This is a genomic window from Bradyrhizobium sp. HKCCYLS2038 (genome assembly GCF_051167655.1).
Lineage (GTDB): Bacteria > Pseudomonadota > Alphaproteobacteria > Rhizobiales > Xanthobacteraceae > Bradyrhizobium.
Window position 1 is genome coordinate 260389 of sequence record NZ_JBNPTM010000004.1, and the last position, 24765, is coordinate 285153.

The following is a 24765-nucleotide window of genomic DNA, read 5'->3' on the forward strand; positions in this document are numbered from 1 at the left end:
CCCTTGTTATGTTGTGATGCAACAACCGCAAGACATGCTCGTGCTCAGTGTCCGTCATCTCACCAAGTCCTATCGATCCGGCGGCGAGCCGATCAACGTTCTGCGCGGCGTCGACCTCGACGTCTCCCCTGGCGAGCGCGTCGCGCTGACCGGCGAATCCGGCTCGGGCAAGAGCACGCTGCTGCATCTCATCGCCGGCCTCGATGCGGCCGACGGCGGCGAGATCATGCTCGATGGCGCGTCGGTCGGTGCGCTCGATGACGCCGGACGCGCGGCGATCCGGCGCGAGCGGCTCGGCCTCGTGTTTCAGCAGTTCAATCTGGTGCCGAGCCTGTCGGTTCAGGACAATCTCAGTTTCCAGGCGCGGCTCGCCGGGCGACATGATCCGGCGTGGCACACCGAATTGGCGGAGCGGCTCGGACTGAAGCCGCTGCTGAAGCGCTATCCCGAGCAATTGTCGGGCGGCCAGCAGCAGCGCGTCGCGATCGGCCGCGCGCTGGCGATCAAGCCGAGCCTGCTGCTCGCGGATGAGCCGACCGGCAATCTTGACGAGGACACCGCCGACGAGGTGATGGCGCTGACGCGCGACCTCGTCACGCGCACCGGCTGCGGCTTCCTGATGGTGACGCACAGCGCGCGGCTCGCCGCGATGCTCGACCGCCACGTCCATCTGCATGCGGGCCGCGTCGCATGAGGCGGGCGCTGTGGATTCTCGCCGTGCTGCTCAGCCACTGGCGCCGGCATCCGATGCAGCTCGCGACCTTGCTGATCGGGCTGATCTCGGCGACCGCGCTGTGGAGCGGCGTGCAGGCGCTGAACCAGCAGGCGCGCAGCTCCTACGACCGCGCAGCCGCGATCTTCGGCGGCGCGCGCACGCCGATGCTGGTCGCGCGCGACGGCAAGATGCTGCCGCAGAGCGTGTTCGCCGAACTGCGCCGCGCCGGCTGGCCGGTGTCGCCGGTGGTCGAAGGCCGCGTGCAGATCGACGGCCGATCGATCCGGCTGCTCGGCATCGAGCCGTTCAGCATCCCCAGGGAGGTCGGCAATGCGCCGACGGTCGGGCGCAGCGAACTCGCGGCGTTTCTCACGCCGCCACATCGCACGTTGATCTCGCCGGAGACGCTGGCCGATCTCGGCTACAAGGACGGCGCGACGCCGCGGCTGAGCAACGACGCCGCGCTGCCGCCGCTGATGGCGCAACAGCAGCTCGCGCCCGGCGTACTCGTCGTCGATATCGGCGACGCGCAGCGGCTGCTCGACAAGCCCGGACAGATCTCGCGGCTGCTGCTCGGCAAGACGACGGGCAAGCTGCCGGCGTTGCAAACCTTCGCCGGCGGCCGCCTGCAGCAGGTCGAACCCGAGGCCGAGACCGACCTGGAGCGGCTCACCGACAGCTTCCATCTCAACCTCACCGCCTTCGGCCTGCTGTCGTTCGTCGTCGGCCTGTTCATCGTCAATTCCGCGATCGGGCTCGCCTTCGAGCAGCGCCTGCCGGTGCTACGCACCTTGCGCGCCTGCGGCGTGTCGGCGCGCCAGCTCAACGCCGTGCTGATCGGCGAGCTCATCGCGTTCGCGCTGGTGGCGGGCGCCATCGGCCTGGTCTGCGGCTATGTCATCGCGGCGACGCTGCTGCCGAACGTCGCCGCGTCGTTGCGCGGGCTCTACGGCGCGCAGGTGCCGGGCGAGCTGAGCCTGCGGCCCGAGTGGTGGCTGGCCGGCCTCGTCATCTGCATCGCCGGCGCACTCGCGGCCGCCACCACCAGCCTGATCAAATCGATGCGGCTGCCGATCCTTTCGACGGCGCAGCCCTACGCCTGGCAGGAGGCACAGCGGCGCTGGCTGCGGCTGCAGAGCGCCGTCGCACTCGCCTTCTTCGCGGCCGCGGGCCTGCTGCTATGGCTCGGGCAGTCGCTGCTGGCTGGCTTCGGCGTGCTCGCGGCGATGATGCTCGGCGCCGCGCTGTTGCTGCCGGCGATCTTGGAGCTCGTGCTGCGTCTCGGCGAGCGCGGCGCGCGTGCGGCGCTGGCACAGTGGTTCTGGGCCGACAGCCGCCAGCAGATCTCCGGTCTGTCGCTGGCGCTGATGGCGCTGCTGATGGCGCTTGCCGTCAATGTCGGCGTCGCGACGATGGTGGAGACGTTCAGCCGCACCTTCCTGGTCTGGCTCGACGGCCGGCTCGCCGCCGACGTCTACATCAGCGCCCCGGATGAAGCGCAGGCGCGCGAGATCCAGACCTGGCTGCGCGCGCGCCCCGATGTCCAGGCCGTGCTGCCCGGCGGCCGCGCGGAGACCCAGCTCGCGGGCGAGCCGATCGACGTGCTCGGCCTGCCCGATCACGCCACCTATCGCGACCACTGGCCGCTGCTGCAGGCCGGAGACGACGCGTGGAAGCAGCTGGTGCGCGGCGATGCCGGCTTCGTCAGCGAACAGCTGGCACGCCGGCTCAATCTGTCGCTCGGCGACAGCATCGACGTATCAGCGCCGACCGGCGACTGGCGCATCAGCATCGCCGGCATCTATGCCGACTACGGCAATCCGAAGGGGCAGGTCACGGTCAACGTCGCCGCGCTGACGCGGCGTTTTCCAGCGACGCCGATCACCCGCATGGCGGTCCGCGCGGCGGCCGCCGACGTGCCCGGGCTGATCGCCGACCTCGGCGCCAAGTTCGGCCTCGATGGCCGCAACGTCGTCGATCAGGCCAGCGTGAAACGAGAATCGAAGCAGACCTTCACGCGCACCTTTGCGGTGACCGGCGCGCTCAACACCTTCACGCTTGGCGTCGCCGCGATCGCGCTGCTGACCAGCCTGCTGACGCTCGCGAACTCCCGCCTGCCGCAGCTCGCGCCGCTCTGGGCGATCGGGCTGACGCGGCGTCGGCTCGCCGAGGTCGAGCTGTTGAAGACGCTGTCGCTGGCCGGCCTCACCGCGCTGCTGGCGCTGCCGCTCGGGCTCGTCGTCGCCTGGTGCCTGATCGCGATCGTCAACGTCAAGGCATTCGGCTGGCGGCTGCCGTTCGACGTGTTTCCGCTGCAACTGATCCGCCTCCTAGTCGTCACGCTGATCGCGGCGCTGGTGGCCTCGCTGCTCCCCGTGCTGCGGCTGGCGCGGATGCAGCCGGCCCAACTGGTGAGGACCTTCACCATTGAGCGCTAGAGCAACGATCACGCGACGCCGCCTGATCGGCGGCCTTGGCCTCCTGGCCATGCCGTCGCTCGCCCGCGCGCAGGGCTTTGCCGGGCTGAGCGACAATCCCGACGGCTTTGCCCAGGTGCTCCCCGGGAAAGAGTTCGTCTTCCCGAGGGATCACGGCCAGCATCCGGATTTTCGGATCGAATGGTGGTACGTCACCGCGAACCTCAGCGATGCCGACGGCAAGGCCTACGGGCTGCAATGGACGCTGTTCCGCTCGTCGTCGCGGCCGGGTCCTGAAGCCGAAGGCTGGGATAATCAGCAGCTGTGGATGGCGCATGCCGCTGTTACGCGCGCCGACAGTCATCGCACGACCGAGAAATATGCGCGCGGCGGCGTCGGACAGGCCGGTGTCGTGGCCACGCCGTTCCAGGCCTGGATCGACGATTGGCAGCTGCGCGGCAGCGCGGCCACCGACGATCAAACGCTGTCGCCGCTCGACATGAACGCGGCGGGCCCGGACTTCTCCTATGCGCTGCATCTGGAGGCGGATGGTCCGCTGGTGCTGCAGGGCGACCACGGCTACAATCAGCGATCAGAACGCCGCCAGGCGTCCTACTACTACAGCCAGCCGTTCTACCGGGCGCGCGGCCGTCTCAGCTTCGACGATCAGCCGATCGATGTCACCGGCGTCGCCTGGCTCGATCGCGAATGCAGCAGCCAGCCGCTCGCGCCCGACCAGAGCGGCTGGGACTGGTTCGCGCTGCATTGCTCGGGCGGCGAGAAGCTGATGCTGTACCGGATGCGGCAGGGCAATGGCGACTACACGTCCGGCAGCTGGGCGACCCCCGACGGCGCCGTGCGCAGGCTTGGCCCGAACGACATCGTCATGACCCCGAAGCAGACGGCCGTGATCGGCGAGCACAGGCTGCCGGTCGGATGGCACATCGAGATATCGGCGCTCGGCATCACCGTCGACTCGATGCCGCTCAATCCAAACGCCTGGATGGGCACGAGCGTGCCGTATTGGGAAGGTCCGATCAGCTTCAAGGGCAGCCACACGGGAGTGGGCTATCTCGAGCTGACCGGCTATTAGAAGACGCTCACAAGGGGGAACCGCGCATGTATCACTTCACGGCACTGGTCACGGTGCTCGCACTGATGCTCTATTTCTACATGGGCCTGGCGGTCGGACGTGCTCGCGGCAAGTTTGGCGTCAAGGCCCCCGCCACGACCGGCAATGCCGATTTCGAGCGCGTCTTCCGGGTCCAGATGAACACGCTGGAATGGCTGCCGATCTTCCTGCCGGCGCTGTGGCTGTTCGCGATCTACGTCAGCGACGCGATCGCCGCGCTGATCGGCCTGGTCTGGATCGCCGGCCGCGTGATGTACATGCTGTCCTACACCAAGGCCGCCAACAAGCGCGGCCCCGGCTTCGGCGTCCAGGTGCTAGCCGCATCCGTGCTGCTGGTCGGCGATCTGGCCGTGATCCTCTGGCGGATGCTGCACGGATAACACCGTCGTCCCGGCCTTGAGCCGGGACCCATAGCCACCGGCGGGTGTTCTTGCCCGCGCCGGTTCTACGCTCAGCGTGCCACAAGATGGATCACGCGGTATGGGTCCCGGCTCCGCGTGCGCGATTGCGCACTGGGCCGGGACGACACCGATGGTGGAGCAGGCCTACTTCGTCAGCGGGCAGCCGCTGTCCTTGGCGGAGAAGAACGCCTTGTCGCCGGGCACGGTGGCGAGCTGCTTGTAGTAGTCCCACGGCTTCTTCGATTCCGACGGCTTCTTGACCTCGAACAGATACATGTCGTGAACCATGCGGCCGTTGGCGAGCACCTTGCCTTGCGCGAAGGCATCGTCGACCGGCAGCTCCTTCAGCTTGGCCGCGACGGCGTCGGAGTCCTTAGTGCCGGCGGCCTTGACCGCCTTCAGATAGGACAGCGTCGCCGAATAGGTGCCGGCGTGGATCATGCTCGGCATCCGCCCGGTGCGCTTCATGAAGCGCTCGCCGAGGGCGCGGGCCTTGTCGTCGTGATCCCAGTAGAAGCCCTCGGTCAGCACCAGGCCCTGCGCCGCCTCGAGCCCGAGGCCGTGCACCTCGGCCAGGGTCATGAGCAGGCCGGCGAGCTTCTGGCCACCCTTGACGATACCGAACTCGGCCGCCTGCTTGATCGAGTTGGTGGTGTCGAGGCCGGCATTGGCGAGCCCGATGATCTTCGCCTTCGAGCTCTGCGCCTGCAGCAGGAAGGACGAGAAGTCCGACGAGTTGAGCGGGATGCGCACCGAGCCCAGCACCTTGCCGCCCTTCGAGGTCACGATGTCGCTGGTGTCCTTTTCCAGCGCATAGCCGAAGGCATAGTCGGCGGTCATGAAGAACCAGCTGTCGCCGCCGGATTCGACCAGCGCGCCGCCGGTGCCAACCGCGAGCGCGCGCGTGTCATAGGCCCAGTGGAAGCCGTAGGGCGTGCAGGCATCGCCCGTGATGCGCGAGGTCGCGGCGCCGACGACGATGTCGATCTTCTTCTTTTCCTTCGACAGCTCCTGGATCGCGAGCGCGACCGAGGAGGTCGTCAACTCGGTGATCATGTCGACACCTTCGGTGTCGTACCAGCGCCGCGCGATCGACGAGGCGAGGTCCGGCTTGTTCTGGTGATCGGCCGTGACCAGCTCGATCTTCTGCCCCAGCACCTCGCCGCCGAAATCCTCGATCGCCATCTTGGCGGCCTCGACGGAATATTTGCCGCCGTAGTCGGCATAGACGCCGGACTGGTCGTTGAGGATGCCGATCTTGACCTGTGCCGACGCCGGCGCCGCTGAAAGCAGCGCGCCCACCGCAGCAAAAGCCAGCAAGCCCGATTTCATGTGGTGTCTCCCAGAGTTTCTTGGTTTTGCGATGTCATTCGTTGGAATGCGCGCTCATGTTATGTCAGAACCCCGGCCGCGCCCATCCCTTCCCGCCCTGGCCAAAGGGCTGAGAGCCATGTTGAGGGCGGGGAGCTCCTCCGCTACATTCTTCCCCAAGCAACAAAGAGCCGTCCCGCAGGGATGGTGCGTGTGGAAGGAAACAGCCTGAGGGCGTACGGCGTGGTGATTCCGCGTCGGCGTCGGGCCTGAAGGCGATGCCCTGCCCCTCCCGCCATCGCGCGCTGTGCTGCGGCCGAACGGCAAGCGCCCGGAGGGAGAACGCATGTACACCGGCAAGCACGCAAAACTGCGCCCGCTGCAACCCGCCTTCATCATGGCCTCCACCGGCGAGGCGGTGACCTATCGCGAGCTGGAGGCGCGCTCGAACCGGCTGGCGCATCTGCTCCGCCAGCACGGCCTGAAGCGGCTCGACCATTATTCGATCTTCATGGAGAACAACGGCCGCTATCTCGAAGCATGCGGCGCCGGCGAGCGCTCAGGGCTCTATTTCACCTGCGTGAACTCCTATCTCACCGCGGGCGAGCTCGGCTACATTCTCAACAACAGCCAGTCGCGGCTCCTGATCACCTCGGTCGCCAAGCTCGACGTCGCGCGCGAGGCGCTCAAGGAGGCGCCGGGCATCGAGCTGTGCATCGTGGCCGATGGTCCGGGCGAGAGCGACCGCATCGTGGGGCTGGCGGAGGCGACCGCAGGCCTGCCGGCGACGCCGATTGCCGATGAGTGCGTGGGCACGGCGATGCTGTACTCGTCCGGCACCACCGGCCGGCCGAAGGGCATCCTGCGGCCGCTGCCCGAGCAGCCGCCGGTGCAGCAGCTGCCGATCTTCGACTTCCTCGAGAAGCTGTGGCGCTATCGCGAGGGCATGATCTATCTGTCGCCGGCGCCGCTGTATCACTCCGCGCCGCAGGCCGCGGTCAATCTCACCATCCGCAGCGGCGGCACCGCCATCATCATGGAGAATTTCGACCCCGAGCGCTATCTCGAGCTCGTCCAGCAATGGGGCATCACCCACACCCAGCTGGTGCCGACGATGTTCTCGCGCATGCTGAAGCTGCCAGCGGAGGTGCGCAACCGCTACGACCTGTCCTCGCTCGAGATCGCGATCCATGCCGCCGCGCCCTGCCCGGCGCAGGTCAAGGAGGACATGATCAAATGGTGGGGACCGATCATCCACGAATATTACGGCGCGACCGAAGGCCTCGGCTTCACCGCCTGCGACAGCGAGCAATGGCTCGCGCATCGCGGCTCCGTCGGCAAGGTGCTGTTCGGCGACCTGCACATCCTCGATGAGGCCATGCAGCCCTGCCCGGTCGGTACTCCCGGCACCGTCTGGTTCAAGACCGGCTCGCCGTTCGAGTATTTCAACGATCCGGAGCGCACCAAGGAGGCGCGCTCGGCCGACGGCACGATGTCGACGGTCGGCGACGTCGGCTATGTCGATGCCGACGGCTATCTCTACCTCACCGACCGCGCCACCTTCATGATCATCTCCGGCGGCGTGAACATCTATCCGCAGGAATGCGAGAACCTGCTCATCACCCATCCAAAGGTCGCCGATGCCGCCGTGTTCGGCGTGCCCAATGCCGATCTCGGCGAGGAGGTGAAGGCGGTGATCCAGCCGATGTCGGGCATCATGCCCGGTCCCGATCTGGAAGAGGAACTGATCGCGTTCTGCCGGCAGTCGCTGTCGCGGCAGAAGGTGCCGCGCTCGATCGACTTCGAGAAGGAACTGCCGCGGCTGCCGACCGGCAAGCTCTACAAGCGGCTGCTGCGCGACCGATACTGGGGCAACAAGACCTCGCGGATCGTGTAGAACGGTGCGGTCGGGTTGATCCTGGTCAAGCGCGCGCCCTGCGGCGGGACTATGCTTCACCGATTGCAGCCGCAGCATTTTGCACGAGACGACGACATGCGCGCTCATCAAATCATGACCCGATCGGTGATCACCGTCACGCCCGGAACGCCGGTGGCCGAGGCGGCGCGGATCATGCTGCGGAACCATATCGGCGGCCTGCCGGTGGTCGACGCCGCCGGCCGGCTCGTCGGCATGGTCACTGACGGCGACTTCCTGCGCCGTGCCGAGCTCGGCACCGAGCGCAAGCAAGGCCGCTGGCTCGATCTGCTGGTCGGACGCGGCCGCATCGGCGCCGACTTCGTCCATTCCCATGGCCGCACCGTCGGCGACATCATGAGCCGGCCGCCGGTCACCGTCAGTGCGGATGCCAGCCTGGCCGAGATCGCCGAAACCATGGAGAAGCGCAACATCAAGCGCCTTCCGGTCATCAGCGGCGACCGGCTGGTCGGCATGGTGACGCATACCGACTTCGTGCAGACCCTGGCCGATCTGGCGGCGACCGTGCCGGCGCCCGGCGCCGACGATGACGCGATCCGCACTGCCATCCTCGATTCGCTCGACCACGCCGCCTGCAAGCACTGCCGCTTCAACGTGGTGGTCCGCCATGGCATCGCCCATCTGAGCGGCGCGGTGCGAAGCGAAGGCGAGCGGGCCACCGCCATCGTGGCGGCCAAGAGCGTGCCGGGCGTGAAGGACGTGCACGATCACATGTGGGTCTATCCGCCTCCGGAGGAGGATTATGGCGGCGGCGACATCGTCTCGCTGCAGAGCCAGCCGTCGACCGATGACGACCAGCCGCTGTGAGGAGGATCGCCGTTGCGTCGCGTCATCGCCTGCACGATCCTATTGATGATCCCGCTCGCGGCCGCCGCTGACAACATCGATCACGGCCGCCAGCTTGCTGAGCGCTGGTGCGCCGCGTGCCACGCGGTCGGCACCGAGCCGACCAGGTTCCGCCGCGCCCAGCCGTTCGTGGCCATCGCCGCCAGGGAGAACGTGACCAGGGAGATGCTAGTCAAGTTCCTCCAGCTGCCCCACGCAACCATGGCTAACAACCCGCTCACCGCAGCCGATGCGGACGATCTGGCGGGCTACATCCTCAGCCTCAGAAAATAGGTGGCAGGGGGTATCTGCCGGTAGGCTGCCGGCGGCGCCATGGCCGGCGACGGCCGGATGCTCCGTTTTCGGCGCAGATCCTTCGGAACAAAACTGTCAACTCCGCGTTGGGTGTACGCCGCCGCCGTGAACTGCAGGACGTCGCATGATCCTCCATGGTCTGCCGACGGGGCGGCTCCCTGTGCTCGTTGCCGGAAAAAGCCAACAAAACGCAGCAAACGAGATAGAACTTGCATTCGTACACAAACGAGTTGGTAATCGGGTGCGCGGCATCTTCTCTGCCGAACTGCTAGCAAGGAGCGTGCGACGTGCACGGAATGCCCGGCGCCTCCCCCGTCCCCCGCGTGAGCCATGACGACACGGCCTATCTTGCCGCGATCGTGAACGCGTCGGCCGATGCGATCTTCGGTACGACGATGGACGGAATCATTCGGAGCTGGAACGCGGCGTGCGAGAGATTGCTGGGTTACAGCGTGGCCGAGATGATCGGCCAACGGGCGTCGCAGATCATCCCTCCGGAGCTGAAGGAGGAGGCCCACGCGATTCGCGAACGTGTCGGCAGCGGGGAAGCGATCGAGAGCTTCGAAACCGTCCGACTGAGGAAGGATGGACGGCCGATTGAGGTCGCCGTGACCTTCTCGCCGATCCGCGACGATCACGATCAGATCGTCGGAATCTCCGGGATCCTCCGCGACGTGACTCAGTCCAAACAGGCGGAGCGCGGCGCCGCGATGCTGGCGGCGATCGTCGCCTCGTCGTCGGACGGCGTCGTCAGCAAGACGCTGGACGGCACCATCACCAGCTGGAACAAGAGCGCCGAGCGCATCTTCGGCTTCTCGGAAGGCGAGATGATCAACCGCTCGATCCGGACGATCATTCCGCAGGAACGTCAGGCCGAGGAGGACCGCATCCTGACAACCGTCCTCTCCGGCGAGATGATCGACAATTTCGAGACCATCCGGCTGCGCAAGGACGGCGCGCTCATCGACGTCTCGGTCACGGTGTCGCCGGTGCGCGATTCGGCCGGCCGCATCATCGGCGCGTCCAAGATCGTGCGCGACATCACCGACAAGCGCCAGACACGTGAGCAGCTGCGCACCCTGCTCGCCGAGGTCAATCACCGCAGCAAGAACCTGCTGTCGCTGGTGCAGGCGATCGCCCGGCAGATGACCCGCCACGGCCGCCAGCTCGATCTCGAGCGCTTCCTCGAGCGCCTGCAGGCGATCGCGAGCAATCAGGACCTGCTGATCCAGAACGACTGGCGCTTCATTCCGATCGTCGGCCTGGTGCGATCGCAACTGAGCGCCTTCGCCGATTTGGTCGGCAACCGCATCGCGATCGACGGGCCGCCGATCGAGCTGACGCCGGAAGCGGCGCAGGCGATCGGCATGGCGATCCACGAGCTGGCGACCAACGCCGCCAAATACGGTGCGCTCTCGACCGATGACGGCCGGATCACGCTCGCCTGGAGCCACGACGGTGATTGGTTCGACATGGACTGGCGCGAGAGTGGCGGACCGCAGGTCTCTGCTCCCGAGCATGGCGGCTTCGGCAGCCGCGTGATCTCCGACATGGTCCGCGCCGGGCTCGACGGAACGGTCGAGGTCGATTTCGCTCCATCCGGACTACGCTGGCACCTGCGGTGCCCCCTGCAACGCCTGAGCCGCAGCAACAGCCATGTCCGGCGCTGACAAGATCAACGTGCTGATCGTCGAAGACGATCCCATGATCGGCTTCGACCTCTCCGTCGAGCTTGAGGAATCCGGCTTCGCCGTGATCGGCGTCGCGCCGACGGTCGGCAAGGCGCTGCATCTGCTGCAGCGACATCGTTGCGACTTGGCCGTGCTCGACGTCAATCTCGGCCAGGAGACCTCGGCGCCGATCGCCCGCGCCCTGATCGCCGCCGGCGTGCCCTTCGTCGCCGTCACCGGCTATTCCGTCGACCAATGCCCCGAAGAATTCGCCACCGCACCGCTGCTGTCGAAGCCGTTCCAGACGTCACGTCTGGTCGCGACGTTGCGGCGACAATTGCCGCGGTGAGGTTTGGGGAGCGGTGGTACGAGTTTGCTCGGTCGGCGAACTACATCCGCCATACTCATTAGTTTTGCAGCTGGCCTGCGACAAGCGTGTCATTCAGTTCCGTAGCCCAACGTGCGAGTCCGATGGACCTCCCACCGGCTCACTTAATCCCATGCCCCTCACCCGGATTGCTGTGCAATCCGACCTCTCCCCGCAGAAGGGCGGGGAGAGGTTGCACCGCCCGCGGTGACAGACACTGCCTCAAGAGACTAAGCTTGCCATCCATGATGGGCTTCGCGCCGCGATGATACACTAGCCGTCGCCACGCGAACGGTGCGCTCCCTCTCCCCGTTCTTCAGGGGGAGAGGGTCGGATGAGGGGCAGCGGCACGGGAAGTATTAGTAGGAGCGGCCTTTGCGACCCCACCCGGCTGAATGCGGGGCGGCGATCCAGACCTCACCCCGCAATCTCCGCCACGATCCGCCCCGTCGTTACCTGATCACCCTCCGCGACGTCGATCGCGCTCACGATGCCGGCCAGACCGGCCGTGTGGACGTGCTCCATCTTCATGGCTTCCAGCGTCACGACCGGCTGCCCCAACGCGACGCGATCGCCGGGCTTGACGAGCACCGCGACGACGCGGCCGTTCAAGGCTGCGCGGACCTTGCCGTCGCCGCCGGCGACCGCGGTGGATTGCGGTGCGGCCAGCGTGAGGTCGCGCAGCGTCAGCGTCTGCCCGCGAGATTGCATGTACAGCCAATCGCCGTCGCGCACGAAGCGCGCGGCCTCCGTGACGCCGGCATGACGAACCCGGATCGTATTGCTGGTGAGCGAAACGATCTCGCAGCAATGCTCGGCGCCATCTGACGTCACCTGATAGCTGCCGTCGCGCTCGCGCAACAGCTCGCACTCCTTCACTTCACCGCCGAGCTCGAACCGGAGCGGCGTCGCGAAGGCCGCCGACAGCGAGCGGCCGCTGCGCAGTGGATGCGCTACCGGATGGCTGACCGACAGCAGCAGCGCCCCGAGCGCGAGAACCGGTGGCTCGAGTGCCGGGTTACGCAACTCGTCACGATGCGCCGCGACGAAAGCCGTGGTGGCCTTACCCGCGGCAAAAGCCGGATGCCGCAGACATGACAGCAAGAAGGATTGGTTGGTCGCAACCCCCAGCGCGACCGCCTGCTCCAGAGCGACGATGAGCCGCGCGCGCGCCTCCTCCCGCGAAGTACCGTGGCTGATCAGCTTGGCGATCATCGAATCATAATACGGCGGTATCTCCGCGCCCGACTCAAGCGCGTGCTCGACGCGGATCGTCTCCGGCATCTGCCACAGCGCCATGCGCCCGGATTGCGGCATGAAGTCGTGGGCGGCATCCTCCGAGCACAGCCGGACCTCGATGGCGTGGCCTTCGAGCCTGATCTGCTCCTGGCGAAGCGGCAGCGGCTCGCCGGCGGCGACCCGGAGCTGCCATTCGACCAGATCGAGCCCCGTCAGCGCCTCCGTCACCGGATGCTCGACCTGCAGCCGGGTGTTCATCTCCATGAAGTAGAATTGGCCGGCGCCGTCGAGCAGGAACTCCAGGGTGCCGGCGCCCTCGTAGGCGAGCGCCTTGACCGCCTGCACCGCCACCGCGCCCATGCGCGCGCGCAACTCCGGGCCGACCGCCGGCGACGGCGCTTCCTCGATCAGCTTCTGATGCCGGCGCTGCACCGAGCAGTCGCGCTCGCCGAGATGCACGGCGTTGCCCTGGCTGTCGCCGAACACCTGGATTTCGATGTGGCGCGGATTGGCGATCGCCTTCTCGAGGATGACGGTGCCGTCGCCGAACGCCGCCGCCGCTTCCGAGCGCGCACTGCGCAGCATGTCGACAAACGCATCGGTCTCGCTCACCAGCCGCATGCCGCGGCCGCCGCCGCCGGCGACCGCCTTGATCATCACGGGGAAGCCGATGCGCCGGGCCTCACGCAGCATCGCGTCATCGCCCTGGTCCTCGCCCTGATAGCCGGGCACGCAGGGCACGCCGGCGCGCTGCATGATCGCCTTAGCGCCGGCCTTGTTGCCCATCGCCCTGATCGCCTCCGGCGACGGTCCGATAAAGGCGAGTCCGGCGTCCTTGCACGCCTGCGCAAACTCTTCGTTCTCGGCGAGGAAGCCATAGCCGGGATGCACGGCATCGGCACCGGTCGCCTTGGCCGCGGCGATGATCGCGGCGGTGTTCAGATAGGATTGCGCCGGCGGCGGCGCGCCAATGCGAACAGCCTGATCGGCCAGGCGGACATGCGGCGCATCTTGATCCGCATCCGAGTAGACAGCGACCACGCCATGGCCGAGCCGGCGCGCCGTGCGCATGATCCGCAACGCGATCTCGCCGCGATTGGCGATCAGCACCTTGTGGAACGGCCTGCGCGACATTGCACTCACCTCTGCGCTCATGGCCTGGCCACCGAGAACTGCATGCGCTGGGGGCTACGCGCCTCCGCCTCGCGGCAGATCGCCAGCACCTCCGCCAGCACCGCCCGGGTGTCGCGCGGATCGATCACGCCGTCGTCGAGCACGCGCGCCGAGGTCGCGAACACGTCCATCTGGCTGTCGAACACGCCGATGATCTGGGCCTTCATGGTGTCGAGCTTCTCGCGCTCGACCGGCTTGCCGCGGCGTGCGGCGGCTGCTTCCGTCACGATCGCCATCGTCTCCGCCGCCTGCTCGCCGCCCATCACAGCGGTCTTGGCGTTTGGCCAGGAGAAGCAGAAGCGCGGATGGAAGCCGCGGCCGCACATGCCGTAGTTGCCGGCGCCGAACGAGGCGCCGCAATAGATCGTGATCTGCGGCACCGTCGCCGAGGTCACCGCCTGGATCATCTTGGAGCCGTGCTTGATCATGCCGGCCTCCTCATAGGCGCGGCCGACCATGTAGCCCGTGGTGTTGTTGAGATAGAGGATCGGCGTGCGGCTCTGGCAGCAGGCCTGGATGAAATGCGTCGCCTTGTTGGCTCCGGCCGGATCGAGCGGACCGTTGTTGGTGACTATGCCGATCGCCTGGCCCTCGATCCGGGCGTGGCCGCAAACAGTGGCTGGACCGTAGTTCGGCGACATCTCGACGAAGTCGCTGTCGTCGACGATCCGCGCGATGACCTGGCGCATGTCGACTGGGCGCTTGTGATCGAGCGGCATGATGCCGAGCAGTTCGTCCTGATCGTAGCGCGGCGGCTTCGCCGACGACGCCTCGTGCGAAGGCCGATCCCAGTTGAGCTTGGCCATGATCTCGCGGGCGATGCGTAAGCCGTCGCGGTCGTCCTCGGCGAGGTAGTCGCCGAGGCCGGAAATAGAGGTGTGCATCTCGGCGCCGCCGAGCTCCTCCTCGGTGGCGATCTCGCCGGTCGCGGCTTTCAGCAGCGGAGGCCCGGCGAGGAAGGCGCGGGTGCGGCCGCGGACCATGACGATGTAGTCGGAGAGTCCGGTCTGGTAGGCGCCGCCGGCGGTCGACGAGCCGTGCGTCACGGTCACCACGGGAAGACCCGCGGCCGACAGCCGCGCCAGGTTGCGGAAGATGTTGCCGCCGCGGACGAAATCCTCGACGCGATAGCGCAGGAGATTGGCGCCGGCGCTTTCGACCAGTTGCACGTAAGGCAGCTTGTTTTCCAGCGCGAGCTCCTGCACGCGCAGCGTCTTGTCCAGACCATAAGGCTGCAGCGCGCCGGCATCGATGCCGGCATCATTGGCCGAGACCATGCAGCGCACTCCGGACACGAAGCCGATACCGGCGATGACGCCGCCGCCCGGCACGCTCTTGGCCGGATCCGGCGTATCGAACATGTAGCCGGCGAGCGTGGACAGCTCCAGGAACGGCGCGCCGGGATCGAGCACCAGCGCGACACGCTCGCGCGGCAACAGCTGGCCGCGCTGATGGAAGCGGTCCTTCGCCGCCGCCGACGCATTGCGCGTCCGCGCCTCGAGATCGCGCATCCGTGCGATCAGGCCGAGCATGCCGTCGCGGTTGGCCTGGAACGCGGCGCCGGTGGGAGAGATGGTGCTGTCGATGATGGCCACGAAACGAGTTTCTCTCTTCTTTCCGTCATTCCGGGGCGCGACGAAGTCGCGAGCCCGGAATCCATAACCAAGACTGTGAGTATGGATTCCGGGCCTCGCCCTTCGGGCGATCCCGGAATGACGAAGGGCTAAATCTCAGTTCACCGTCCCGAACATCTGACGGGCCTCGGCGGGGCTGGCGATCTCGCGCCCGGCGCGGCGGGCGCAGGCGGCGATGGCCTCGATCAATTGGCCGTTCGAGGTCACCTTGGTGCCGTCGCCGAGATAGAACGTGTCCTCGAGCCCGGTGCGCAAATGACCGCCCAACTCGGCGCAGCGCTGGTGCAGCGGCCAGATCTCGGCGCGGCCGATCGCGGTGACCTGCCAATGCGCCTCGTCGAGCTTCAGCTTGAGCAGGATCGGCAGCAGTTCGGGATCGGCCGGCATGCCCGAAGCCACGCCCATCACGAAGTTGTATTCGAGCGGTCCTGAATACATGCCGGTCTGCCGGTACATGCCGACGCAGCGCACGATGCCGACATCGAAGCACTCGAACTCCGGGATCGTGTGCACGTCCTTCATGACGGCGAGATAGTCCCGGATCTTCTCGACCGAGTTGTCGAACATCATCGGCGGCCAGGCCCAGCTGTTGTCGGCCTTGACCTTCAGATAGTTCAGCGAGCCGGCATTGCAGGCCGCGATCTCCGGCCGGGTCTCGCGGATGCAGTCCAGCGCGCCCTGATAGTTCGGGCCAGAGACGCCCGAGGTGTGATTGATGATGACGCCGGGGCAGGCCTCGCGGATCGCCTGCTGGATCTCGCGCGAGACGTTCACCTCCCAGGACGGCAGGTGCCCCTTGCCCGGTGCCTGCTGGCGCAGGTGGATGTGCATGATCGCCGCACCCGCGTCATAGGCGCGGCGCGCCTCGCGCGCCATCTCGTCCGGCGTGACCGGAACGTTGTGCTGCTTCGGGTCGGTGAGCACGCCGTTCAGCGCGCAGGTGATGACGGCTTTGTCGCTCATGGCAGTCGTTCTGGCACTCGTTCGATGAAGGCTTGCGCGCACGCCGCGCGGTGCTGCTGTCGGCCCATATGATGATGCCGCGGCGCGATCTGCTTGCGTTGACTCGCTGGTTGCGGCGGCGCATTCCCGGTATTGCTTTGCGTCAAGCCTGCGGCCGATGGTCCACGCTAGGCGGTTTCCTGTCTGTCCTCCTCACCGGGCGTGCAATGCCAATCGACACTCAACCGGCACCGATCTCATCGCGTGGGCTGCGCGCCGCCGAGGCCGCGCGCCGGCTGCAGACCGAAGGCTTCAACGAGCTGCCGCAGGCGGGTTCGCGCTCGATCTTTCGCCTCGTGGCCGACGTGCTCAGGGAGCCGATGCTGCTCCTGCTGCTGGCGGGCGCCGGGATCTATCTTGCGCTCGGCGATACGGCCGAGGCGCTGCTGCTCGGGGTGTTCGCCTCGGCCTCGGTATTCATCACCATCGTGCAGGAGGCGCGGACCGAGCACGTGCTGGAATCGCTGCGCGATCTCTCCAGTCCGCGCGCCCTCGTCATCCGCGACGGCGAGCGCATCCGCATCGCTGGCCGCGAGGTCGTGCGCGGCGATCTCATCGTGCTGGTGGAAGGTGATCGCGTCGCGGCCGATGCGGTGTTGTACCAGTGCGACGATCTGCTGACGGACGAATCCCTGTTGACCGGGGAATCCGTGCCGGTGCGCAAGCGGGCGGCTGCGGCTGAAGATGGCAAGGTGCCCGTTGCGGCCGGCGGCGACGATCAGCCATTCGTGTTCTCCGGCAGCCTCGTGGTACGCGGCGGCGGCATTGCCGAGGTGATGGCAACAGGACCGCGCACCGCGATTGGCAAGATCGGGCAGTCGGTCAGCACCCTGGAGACCGAAACGCCGCGGCTGCGGCAGCAGACGCGGCGCCTCGTGATGGCGTTCGCGATCGGCGGCGGCATCGTGGTCGTGATCACGGTCGTGCTCTATGCGCTGTATCGTGGCGGCTGGCTGGAGGGGCTGCTGGCCGGCATCGCATTGGGCATGTCGATGCTGCCCGAGGAGTTTCCGCTGGTTCTGACGGTATTCCTGGCGATGGGCGCCTGGCGCATCTCGCAGGCGCGGGTGCTGACGCGACGCGCCGCGGCGATCGAATCGCTCGGCGCCGCCACCGTGCTGTGCACCGACAAGACCGGCACCCTGACGCAGAACCGCATGATGGTGGCGCGGCTGGTGCGGCCCGACGGCGCAGTGCTGCAACCGGAGACGGCGTCTCCCGATGGCGTGACGACCGACTTCCGCGATCTCGTCGCGACCGCCGTGCTGGCCTGCGACCCGCAGTCGCACGACCCGATGGAGAAGGCGCTGCAGTCGATCAGTCCCGGCGCGACCGCCGGCGCCACGTTGCAGCGGCGTTATGGCCTGCGGCCTGATCTGCTCGCGATGACCAATGTCTGGTCGCACGACGGCGTCGTCATGGCCGCGGCCAAGGGCGCGCCGGAAGCGATCGCAAAACTGTGCGGCCTGAACGCCACCGAGTTGACGGCGCTGCAGACACGTATCGAGACGCTCGCCGCGGAAGGCCTGCGTGTGCTCGGCGTCGCCCGCGCGAACTGGAGCGGCGACGAATTGCCCGAGACGCAGCAAGGCTTCGCGTTCACTTTCTGCGGTCTCGTCGGCTTCGCGGATCCGCTGCGGGCCGAGGTCCCCGGCGCCGTGGCGGAATGCCGCTCGGCCGGCATCCGCGTGCTCATGATCACCGGCGACTATCCGGCGACCGCGGCCGCGATCGCGCGGCAGGCGGGGCTCGATCCCGAGCAAGTCATCACCGGCGCGGAGCTGTCTGATCTCGACGACGATGCGCTGGCACGGACGGCACGCACGCCGACCGCCTTCGCCCGCATCATGCCGGAGCAGAAGCTGCGCATCGTCTCCGCGCTGAAGGCCGATGGCGAGATCGTCGCGATGACCGGCGACGGCGTCAACGACGCGCCGTCGCTGAAGGCGGCGCATATCGGCATCGCCATGGGCGGCCGCGGCACCGACGTCGCGCGCGAGGCCGCCGCGATCGTGCTGCTCGACGATGATTTCGGCTCGATCGTCAAGGCGATCCGGCTGGGCCGGCGCATCTACGACAATCTGCGCAAGGCGATGAGCTTCATCCTTGCGGTGCATTTCCCGATCGCAGGCCTCGCTTTGCTGCCGCTCCTCACCGGCCTGCCGCTGCTGCTCGGCCCGGTGCACATCGCCTTCCTTGAGATGATCATCGATCCCGTCTGCTCGCTGGTGTTCGAGGCCGAGACCGAGGAGGACGACATCATGCGGCGGCGGCCGCGCGATCCCGTGGAGCCGCTGCTGCCGCGCCCGCTGGTGCTGTGGGGCGCGCTGCAGGGCCTGCTCGCCGTGATCACGACCGGGGGCGTGCTGCTGCTGGCACATCGCAACGGCCTGCCGGACGACGAGCTGCGCGCGCTGGTGTTCTTCACCCTGGTGTCGGTGATCGTCAGCCTGATCTTCGTCAACCGCTCGTTCTCGAGCTCGCTGCGCGACGCCCTGCTGCGGCCGAACCGGATGCTGCTGCTGGTGATCGCGATCGTCATCGCCGTGCTCGCGACCAGCCTGACCGTGCCGCCGGTCGCGGCGCTGTTCAAATTCGGGCCGCTGCACGCCGACGATCTCGCGCTCACGGCGGGGGCCGCCATCGCCACGCTGATCGTGCTCGAACTGTCGAAGTTTCCGCTGCGCGCGGCGCTGACACGGCGCGCAGCAGGACCGGATCAGGTCAGTGCGGCCTCGCCGCTGCGGTAGATCGCGAGATCGCGCGAGCCGGAGAAGATCGCGCGCGGCTTCAGGCCGTAGAAACGGCGGATCGAATGGCTGAAATGGGTCGAGTCGGGATAGCCGATGTCCTGCGCGAGATGCGCGAGATTGAGATCCTGATTGGCGTAGTTGAGCAGATGCCGCGCGCGCTTCCAGGCGCGGAACGAGCGGAAGGAGATGTCGGTCTCCTCCTTGAACAGATGCAGGAAGCGCGAGGTCGACAAGCCCACCGCTGCTGCGCAGCTCTCGGCGGTGGCCGGTTCGCCGGAGAAGCGGCTGATCAGGCCGATTGCCTTGACGACGCGCGGATCCAGCGTCCGCTGCGGCAGCACCTCGCCGAAGCAGAGCCGGTCGAACACCGCGCTGGTGACGTCGCCGCTCAGCGGGCGCTGCACCAGCTCCTCATAGGCGGCCCGGATGCGGCAGGCGAAAACCTCGGCCTCGCGGGCGACGCGGGCGGCGAAGCGGTCCAGAATGCCGAGCGGCACGCTCTCCGGCTCCATCGTCACGACGATGACCGTACGATAATCGCTCTCGATCGTATGCTGCTTGTTCGGCGGCACCACCAGCAGCTCGCCGCGGCGCTCCTCGCCGTCGGCCAGCAGCCGCAAGCTGCCGGTCAGCGCGACATAGACATGGAACGCGCCCGAGCAGCGCTGGCGCGGTCGGCCGAGCAGCCCGGCGTAGAAGACGCGCTCGGGCGTGATCAGCATGAGATGGCCGGACTCCCGGCGGGTCACATCCATGGTCTTCCTCCTGAGGCGCGGCTCTGTCGGCCGCTTCTTTGGACGAGAACCATAACGCAAATCGCGCCGCTGTCATCGGTGACGACTGCCGATTTTTGTCGCGGTTAACTCACGGCTTTGAGATGGTCGTCATTCCCGGGGCGACACTCAGCATCGAACCCGCAATGACGTGCGCAACTCACGGCCGGACGCGCGGCTTGATGCCCTGCTCGACGCCGGCGCGCTGCTCGGCGGCGCGCGCCCGCTGGTAGCCATCGCGCTGCTGCAGCCGCGCCCAATAGGCGGCGACATTCGGCCCGAAATCCTTGGCGAGCCCGAGCGTCTCGGCCAGCCGCAGCGCATAGCCGATGACGATGTCCGCCGCGGTGAAGCGGCCGCACAGAAACTCGGCATTGGCCGTCGCCGCCTCAACCGCGCGCAGCCGGCCCAGGAACCACTTGGCATAGTCGGAGGCGACCTGCGGCGAGCGCCGCTCCTCCGGTTCGAGCTGCGTGTACCGCAATACCAGCGTCTGCGGGAACGTCAGCGTCGCGTCGGAGAAATACATCCAGTTCAGGAAGGCGCCGTAGGCGGCCTCCTCAGGCGCAACCATCAGCGGCGTCGGGCCGTGTTTGATGCCGAGATAGTGACAGATGCCGGAGGACTCCGTCATCTTCGTCTCGCCATCGATCATGAAGGGGATCGTGCCGAGAGGATTGATCGCCAGATATTCCTTGGCGAGCACCCGCGGCGGGAACGGCAGCATCTTCAATTCGTAGTTGGCTTCAAGCTCCTCCAGCATCCACAGCGGGCGGAACGAGCGGGCGCCGTCGCAATGATACAGCGTGATCATCAGGCGTTCCCCGCTTTGGCCATGCCCGGAAGGGTACCCATCATCTTGCACAGGATCGTCAGCATCACCTCGTCGGCGCCGCCGCCGATCGAGCTCAGCCGCGAATCCCGATAGGCGCGGCTGACCGGCGTCTCGTTCATGAAGCCCATGCCGCCCCAATATTGCAGGCAGGCGTCGGTGAGCTCGCGCCCCAGCCGTCCCGTCTTCAGCTTCACCATGGTCGCGAGTCGCGTCACGTCCTCGCCGGCGACCAGCGCCTCGGCGGCCTGATAGATCAGCGCGCGTAAGAGCTCGACCTCGGTCTGCAGCTCGGCGAGGCGGAAATGGACGACCTGGTTGTCGAGGATCGAGCGGCCGAAGGCTTTTCGGTTGCGGGTGTACTCGATGGTGGCGTTGATGATCGCCTCATGCGCCTTGAGGCAGGCCGCGCCCGCCCACAGCCGCTCCTCCTGGAACTGCATCATCTGATAGGTGAAGCCCATGCCCTCCTCGCCGACGCGGTTGCGCTTGGGCACGCGGACATTGTCGAAGAAGATCTGCGCGGTGTCGGACGAGCGCATGCCCATCTTGTCGAGCTTGCGCGCGACCTGCACGCCCTTGCTCTTCATCGGCACGCAGATCAGCGACTTGTTGCGATGGACGGGACCGTCGCTGGTGTTGGCGAGCAGGCAGATGAAATCCGCCTGGGTGCCGTTGGTGATCCACATCTTGCCGCCGTTGATGACGTAGTCGTCGCCATCGGCGCGCGCCTGGGTCTTGATCGAGGCGACGTCTGAGCCGGCGCCCGGCTCGGAGACGCCGATACAGGCCACGTAGTCGCCGGCAATCGCCGGCGCGAGGAATTCCTTGCGGACCTCGTCCGAGCCGAACCGCGCCAGCGCCGGCGTCGCCATGTCGGTCTGCACCCCGATCGCCATCGGGATGGCGCCGCAATTGATGGCGCCGAGCTCCTCGGCCATCATCAGCGCGTAGGAATAGTCCAGCCCCTGGCCGCCGAACTCGACCGGCTTGTTGAGCCCGAGAAAGCCGAGACTGCCCAGCTTCTTGAACAGCTCATGCGCGGGAAAGATGCCGGCCTCCTCCCATTCGTCGACATGGGGATTGATCTCGGCAGCGATGAACTTCTGCAGGATGCGGCGCGGTTCGTCATGGTCGGCGGTGAAGAGCATTCGTCCTCGGGCTCCTGTCGTGTTTCTTTCGACGTCATGGCCGGGCTTGTCCCGGCCATCCACGTCGTTGTTCAGTCGTGGTGCGCAGCGTGGATGCCCGGGTCAAGCCCGGGCATGACGAGCGGAGAGAGCACGGCTCACAATCCCATCTGCCGGCTGGCGAGGTCCTTCATGATCTCCTCGGTGCCGCCGCCGATCGCGTTGACCTTGACCTCGCGATAGATCCGTTCCACGCGTATGCCGCGCATGAAGCCCGCGCCGCCAAAAATCTGCACCGCCTCGGAAGCGCAGTAGGCCATGGTCTGCGTCGCTTGGTTCTTCATCATGCAGATCTCGGCGACGGGATTGTCGCCCTGTTCGAGCCGCCACGCCAACATTTCCAGCATCGCCTGCGAGGCCGCGACGCGCTGCGCCATGTCGACCAGCTTGTGGCGGATGACCTGGTGCTGCGCCAGCGGCTTGCCGAAGGTCTGGCGCTCCTTCGCATAGGCGATCGCATCGTCGAGGCAGACGCGGGCGAACGCCGTGCAGCTCGCCGCCATGCCCATGCGCTCCGAGTTGAAATTGTGCATGATCAGCTTGAAGCCCTGGCCCTCCTCGCCGATCAGATTCTCCACCGGCACACGGCAATTGTCGAAATGCAGGGTCGCGGTATCAGACGCCCACCAGCCCATCTTGTTCAACTTGGTGCGCGTCAGCCCAGGCGTATCGCCGGGAACGAGCAGCAGGCTCACGCCCGCCGGCCCGGGTCCGCCGGTGCGCACGGCGACAGTGATATAGTCGGCGCGCATCCCTGAGGTGATGAACGTCTTCTCGCCGCTGACGACGTAGTGGTCGCCGTCGCGCGCCGCCTTGGTACGGAGATTGGCGACGTCGGAGCCGCCGCTCGGCTCTGTGATGGCAAGCGCCGAGATCTTCCGCCCCGCAAGAATTTCCGGCAGCACCCTCGCGCGCACCTCCGGCCGGGCCGCGCGCGCGATCGGCGGGGCGCCGATCGTGTGGCTCATCAGGCTGGCGCTGACGCCGCCGGCCCCCGCCCGCGCCAGTTCCTGCGACGACACGATCTTCATGAACTGGTCGGCCGGGACGCCGCCGAATTCCTCCGGAAAGCCCAAGCCCAGCAGGCCGATCTCGGCCGCCTTCGCGTACAGCGCCCGCGGGAATTCGCCGGCCTCGTCCCAGGCGCTCGCGAACGGCGCGATCTCCTTGTCGACGAAGCGCCTGACGACGTCACGGAAGGCCTCGTGCTCGGCCGTATAGAACGGGTTTTTCGCCATGACCGCCGAAGCTCTGGTTGCTGCGCCGCCAGGATGACCGGAAGCGTCGGTATCGCCTTGCGTCGAGTGGCTGACTGCCGAAATCACGTGCAGCGCGCCCCGCCTTCGTGGCGCCCAACCAGCGTCTTGACGCAAGACAGTGCAATGCACTCACCGGCCCACTCGCGGTCAAAAACGCCGCGCGTTCCGCCCTGCATCGTCAGGGGCGGAACGCGCCGGCCAAGCAAGCCGGCGACAGATCGCCGGACACGAGGAGGGACACCGTGCCAGTACGGTATTACGACTGGATTGCGCATCATGCCCGCAGGACGCCGACCAAGACCGCGATGGTCGATCTCGGCAGCGGCAGGCGTTTCAGCTACGCGGAGTTCGACGCCCGCGTCGCGCGCCTCGCCTTCCATCTGCGCGACGCCTGCGGCGTCGGCAAGGGCGACCGCGTCGCCGTGCTGGCGCTGAACGCCTCCGATACGCTGGAGGTGCAGTTCGCCTGCTTCCGTGTCGGCGCCGTCTTCGTGCCGCTCAACACCCGCCTCACCGTTCCCGAGCTGCAGTTCATCGTCGGCGACGCCGCGCCGAAGGTGATGATCCACGACGACGACCTCGCCGACACCGCGCTCGCCGTGAGCCGTCTCTGCGGCGTCGCCTCGGCGCTGCGCTACGGCCCCGGCGCCAGCTACGAGCAGGCGATCGCCGCCGCCAAGCCTCTCACCGCCATCGAGCCGGTCACGCTCGATGATATCTCCACCATCATGTACACGTCGGGCACGACAGGCCAGCCGAAAGGGGCGATGATCACCCACGGCATGACGTTCTACAATTGCGTCAATCTCGGCGGCCCCGCCTACATCACGCCGTCATCGGTGCTCTTGACCGTGCTGCCGCTGTTCCACACCGGTGGGCTGAACTGCTACACCAACCCGGTGATGCATGCCGGCGGCACCGTGCTGATCATGCGCGCGTTCGATCCCGGCGCGGCGCTGCAGCTGATCAATGATCCGGCCCAGGGCATCAACGTGTTCTTCGGCGTGCCCGCGATCTATCAGTTCATGGCGCAGCATCCGGCATTCGCGACCGCCGATTTCAGCCGGCTCACGATCGGCGGCGTCGGCGGCGCGCCGATGCCGGTGCCGCTGCTCAACACCTGGGAGACACGCGGCGTCGCGCTCCAGCAGGGCTATGGCATGACCGAGACCTCGCCGGCCGTGCTCGCGCTCGACCGCGAGGATGCCGGGCGCAAGGCCGGCTCGGCCGGCAAGCCGGTGCTGCATACCGAGGTGCGCATCGTCCGTCCCGACGGCACGGATGCCGATGTCGGCGAGCTCGGTGAGCTCTGGGTGCGCGGACCCAACGTGACCCCAGGCTATTGGAACCGGCCGGATGCGAACCGCTCCTCGTTCACTGACGGCTGGCTGCACACTGGCGACGCCACGCGGATCGACGAGGAAGGCTTCTACTACATCGTCGACCGCTGGAAGGACATGTACATCTCCGGCGGCGAGAACGTCTATCCGGCCGAGGTCGAGAACGTGCTGCACCAGCTGAGCGCCGTGGCCGAGGCCGCCGTGATCGGCATCGCCGACCCGCAATGGGGCGAGACCGGCATGGCGATCATCGCGGTCAAGCCGGGGCAGACATTGAGCGAAGCAGACATCCACGCCCACTGCCAGGCCAACCTCGCCCGCTTCAAGTGCCCGCGCACCGTCCGCTTCGTCGACGCGCTGCCGCGCAACGCCACCGGCAAGATCCACAAGCCAACCTTGCGCAAGAGCTTTGCGACGGCCTCGGCCGTCGATCTGGTCCAGCAGGCGTCATAGACCAACGGCTGCGCACATCGCGCCGCCG

Annotated in this window: 19 protein-coding genes; 11 read left to right on the top strand and 8 right to left on the bottom strand. The window is 67.1% G+C overall.

Translation table 11 applies throughout. The features are described from left to right. Positions 1 to 34: 34 nt before the first annotated feature. Genes ACQR1I_RS19250 through ACQR1I_RS19265 form a run of 4 tightly spaced genes read left to right on the top strand, consistent with a single transcriptional unit; the run spans position 35 to position 4644 of the window. Positions 35 to 694, top strand: coding sequence for an ABC transporter ATP-binding protein (locus ACQR1I_RS19250; protein WP_434866633.1), 660 nt, complete (start codon positions 35 to 37; stop codon positions 692 to 694). Continuing rightward, the gene (locus ACQR1I_RS19255; RefSeq protein ID WP_434866123.1) at positions 691 to 3153 is read left to right on the top strand and encodes an FtsX-like permease family protein; all 2463 of its coding nucleotides are present in this window, start codon (positions 691 to 693) and stop codon (positions 3151 to 3153) included. The genes ACQR1I_RS19250 and ACQR1I_RS19255 overlap by 4 nt, the downstream gene beginning before the upstream one ends. Beyond that, positions 3143 to 4225, top strand: a complete 1083-nt coding sequence (locus tag ACQR1I_RS19260) for a lipocalin-like domain-containing protein (RefSeq protein WP_434866124.1) — start codon at positions 3143 to 3145, stop codon at positions 4223 to 4225. Before ACQR1I_RS19255 ends, ACQR1I_RS19260 begins: the two co-directional genes overlap by 11 nt. Before the next feature lie 26 nt (positions 4226 to 4251). Continuing rightward, complete coding sequence (locus ACQR1I_RS19265) at positions 4252 to 4644, top strand: MAPEG family protein (protein ID WP_434866125.1); 393 nt, start codon at positions 4252 to 4254, stop codon at positions 4642 to 4644. Positions 4645 to 4809: 165 nt separating this feature from the next. On the opposite strand, the gene ACQR1I_RS19270 is transcribed toward ACQR1I_RS19265, so the two are convergent. Then, positions 4810 to 5997 (bottom strand): ABC transporter substrate-binding protein, encoded by a 1188-nt coding sequence (locus tag ACQR1I_RS19270; RefSeq protein ID WP_434866126.1) that lies wholly within the window; start codon positions 5995 to 5997, stop codon positions 4810 to 4812. Positions 5998 to 6322: 325 nt separating this feature from the next. Here ACQR1I_RS19270 and ACQR1I_RS19275 point away from each other — a divergent pair, with 325 nt between their 5' ends. The 5 genes from ACQR1I_RS19275 to ACQR1I_RS19295 all read left to right on the top strand — a co-directional run bounded on the left by ACQR1I_RS19275 (position 6323) and on the right by ACQR1I_RS19295 (position 11071). Then, positions 6323 to 7873: an AMP-binding protein gene (locus ACQR1I_RS19275; RefSeq protein WP_434866127.1), complete on the top strand. Its 1551-nt coding sequence runs from the start codon at positions 6323 to 6325 to the stop codon at positions 7871 to 7873. 96 nt (positions 7874 to 7969) lie between these two features. After that, complete coding sequence (locus ACQR1I_RS19280) at positions 7970 to 8719, top strand: CBS domain-containing protein (RefSeq protein WP_434866128.1); 750 nt, start codon at positions 7970 to 7972, stop codon at positions 8717 to 8719. Between the two features lie 45 nt (positions 8720 to 8764). After that, complete coding sequence (locus ACQR1I_RS19285; protein ID WP_434866634.1) at positions 8765 to 9031, top strand: c-type cytochrome; 267 nt, start codon at positions 8765 to 8767, stop codon at positions 9029 to 9031. Between the two features lie 308 nt (positions 9032 to 9339). After that, positions 9340 to 10722, top strand: a complete 1383-nt coding sequence (locus ACQR1I_RS19290) for a sensor histidine kinase (RefSeq protein ID WP_434866129.1) — start codon at positions 9340 to 9342, stop codon at positions 10720 to 10722. Next, positions 10709 to 11071 carry a response regulator gene (locus ACQR1I_RS19295; protein ID WP_434866130.1) on the top strand — a complete coding sequence of 121 codons (363 nt, stop codon included), beginning with the start codon at positions 10709 to 10711 and terminating at the stop codon, positions 11069 to 11071. Before ACQR1I_RS19290 ends, ACQR1I_RS19295 begins: the two co-directional genes overlap by 14 nt. A 435-nt stretch (positions 11072 to 11506) precedes the next feature. Here the strand turns inward: ACQR1I_RS19295 and ACQR1I_RS19300 are convergent, their stop codons facing one another. The 3 genes from ACQR1I_RS19300 to ACQR1I_RS19310 form a co-directional block, all read right to left on the bottom strand. After that, complete coding sequence (locus tag ACQR1I_RS19300; RefSeq protein ID WP_434866131.1) at positions 11507 to 13462, bottom strand: acetyl/propionyl/methylcrotonyl-CoA carboxylase subunit alpha; 1956 nt, start codon at positions 13460 to 13462, stop codon at positions 11507 to 11509. 17 nt (positions 13463 to 13479) lie between these two features. Then, positions 13480 to 15096, bottom strand: coding sequence for an acyl-CoA carboxylase subunit beta (locus tag ACQR1I_RS19305; protein WP_434866132.1), 1617 nt, complete (start codon positions 15094 to 15096; stop codon positions 13480 to 13482). A 135-nt stretch (positions 15097 to 15231) separates the two neighbouring features. Then, entirely contained in the window at positions 15232 to 16098 is an 867-nt protein-coding gene (locus ACQR1I_RS19310; protein ID WP_434866133.1) for a 3-keto-5-aminohexanoate cleavage protein, read from the bottom strand. 206 nt (positions 16099 to 16304) lie between these two features. On the opposite strand from ACQR1I_RS19310, the gene ACQR1I_RS19315 reads away from it, so the two are divergent. Further along, a complete protein-coding gene (locus ACQR1I_RS19315) occupies positions 16305 to 18887 on the top strand; it encodes a cation-translocating P-type ATPase (protein WP_434866134.1) in 2583 nt (860 codons plus the stop codon). Here ACQR1I_RS19315 and ACQR1I_RS19320 read toward each other — a convergent pair. From ACQR1I_RS19320 to ACQR1I_RS19335, 4 genes are all read right to left on the bottom strand, one after another. Further along, a complete protein-coding gene (locus tag ACQR1I_RS19320) occupies positions 18857 to 19645 on the bottom strand; it encodes a helix-turn-helix domain-containing protein (protein WP_434866135.1) in 789 nt (262 codons plus the stop codon). The genes ACQR1I_RS19315 and ACQR1I_RS19320 overlap by 31 nt on opposite strands. A 178-nt stretch (positions 19646 to 19823) precedes the next feature. Beyond that, positions 19824 to 20477, bottom strand: coding sequence for a glutathione S-transferase family protein (locus ACQR1I_RS19325; protein WP_434866136.1), 654 nt, complete (start codon positions 20475 to 20477; stop codon positions 19824 to 19826). Then, positions 20477 to 21646, bottom strand: coding sequence for an acyl-CoA dehydrogenase family protein (locus ACQR1I_RS19330; protein ID WP_434866137.1), 1170 nt, complete (start codon positions 21644 to 21646; stop codon positions 20477 to 20479). The genes ACQR1I_RS19325 and ACQR1I_RS19330 overlap by 1 nt, the downstream gene beginning before the upstream one ends. Positions 21647 to 21783: 137 nt before the next feature. Then, the gene (locus ACQR1I_RS19335) at positions 21784 to 22923 is read right to left on the bottom strand and encodes an acyl-CoA dehydrogenase family protein (protein WP_434866138.1); all 1140 of its coding nucleotides are present in this window, start codon (positions 22921 to 22923) and stop codon (positions 21784 to 21786) included. Positions 22924 to 23186: 263 nt separating this feature from the next. On the opposite strand from ACQR1I_RS19335, the gene ACQR1I_RS19340 reads away from it, so the two are divergent. Then, positions 23187 to 24737, top strand: a complete 1551-nt coding sequence (locus tag ACQR1I_RS19340; protein ID WP_434866139.1) for an acyl-CoA synthetase — start codon at positions 23187 to 23189, stop codon at positions 24735 to 24737. Positions 24738 to 24765 lie beyond the last annotated feature (28 nt).

Bases quoted from the DNA above. Each gene is read 5' to 3' on its own strand.
- ACQR1I_RS19250 (WP_434866633.1), top strand. From the start codon at position 35: ATGCTCGTGCTCAGTGTCCGTCATCTCACCAAGTCCTATCGATCCGGC.
- ACQR1I_RS19255 (WP_434866123.1), top strand. From the start codon at position 691: ATGAGGCGGGCGCTGTGGATTCTCGCCGTGCTGCTCAGCCACTGGCGC.
- ACQR1I_RS19265 (WP_434866125.1), top strand. From the start codon at position 4,252: ATGTATCACTTCACGGCACTGGTCACGGTGCTCGCACTGATGCTCTAT.
- ACQR1I_RS19270 (WP_434866126.1), bottom strand. From the start codon at position 5,997: ATGAAATCGGGCTTGCTGGCTTTTGCTGCGGTGGGCGCGCTGCTTTCA.
- ACQR1I_RS19275 (WP_434866127.1), top strand. From the start codon at position 6,323: ATGTACACCGGCAAGCACGCAAAACTGCGCCCGCTGCAACCCGCCTTC.
- ACQR1I_RS19280 (WP_434866128.1), top strand. From the start codon at position 7,970: ATGCGCGCTCATCAAATCATGACCCGATCGGTGATCACCGTCACGCCC.
- ACQR1I_RS19285 (WP_434866634.1), top strand. From the start codon at position 8,765: ATGATCCCGCTCGCGGCCGCCGCTGACAACATCGATCACGGCCGCCAG.
- ACQR1I_RS19295 (WP_434866130.1), top strand. From the start codon at position 10,709: ATGTCCGGCGCTGACAAGATCAACGTGCTGATCGTCGAAGACGATCCC.
- ACQR1I_RS19300 (WP_434866131.1), bottom strand. From the start codon at position 13,462: ATGTCGCGCAGGCCGTTCCACAAGGTGCTGATCGCCAATCGCGGCGAG.
- ACQR1I_RS19310 (WP_434866133.1), bottom strand. From the start codon at position 16,098: ATGAGCGACAAAGCCGTCATCACCTGCGCGCTGAACGGCGTGCTCACC.
- ACQR1I_RS19315 (WP_434866134.1), top strand. From the start codon at position 16,305: ATGCCAATCGACACTCAACCGGCACCGATCTCATCGCGTGGGCTGCGC.
- ACQR1I_RS19320 (WP_434866135.1), bottom strand. From the start codon at position 19,645: ATGGATGTGACCCGCCGGGAGTCCGGCCATCTCATGCTGATCACGCCC.
- ACQR1I_RS19325 (WP_434866136.1), bottom strand. From the start codon at position 20,477: ATGATCACGCTGTATCATTGCGACGGCGCCCGCTCGTTCCGCCCGCTG.
- ACQR1I_RS19330 (WP_434866137.1), bottom strand. From the start codon at position 21,646: ATGCTCTTCACCGCCGACCATGACGAACCGCGCCGCATCCTGCAGAAG.
- ACQR1I_RS19335 (WP_434866138.1), bottom strand. From the start codon at position 22,923: ATGGCGAAAAACCCGTTCTATACGGCCGAGCACGAGGCCTTCCGTGAC.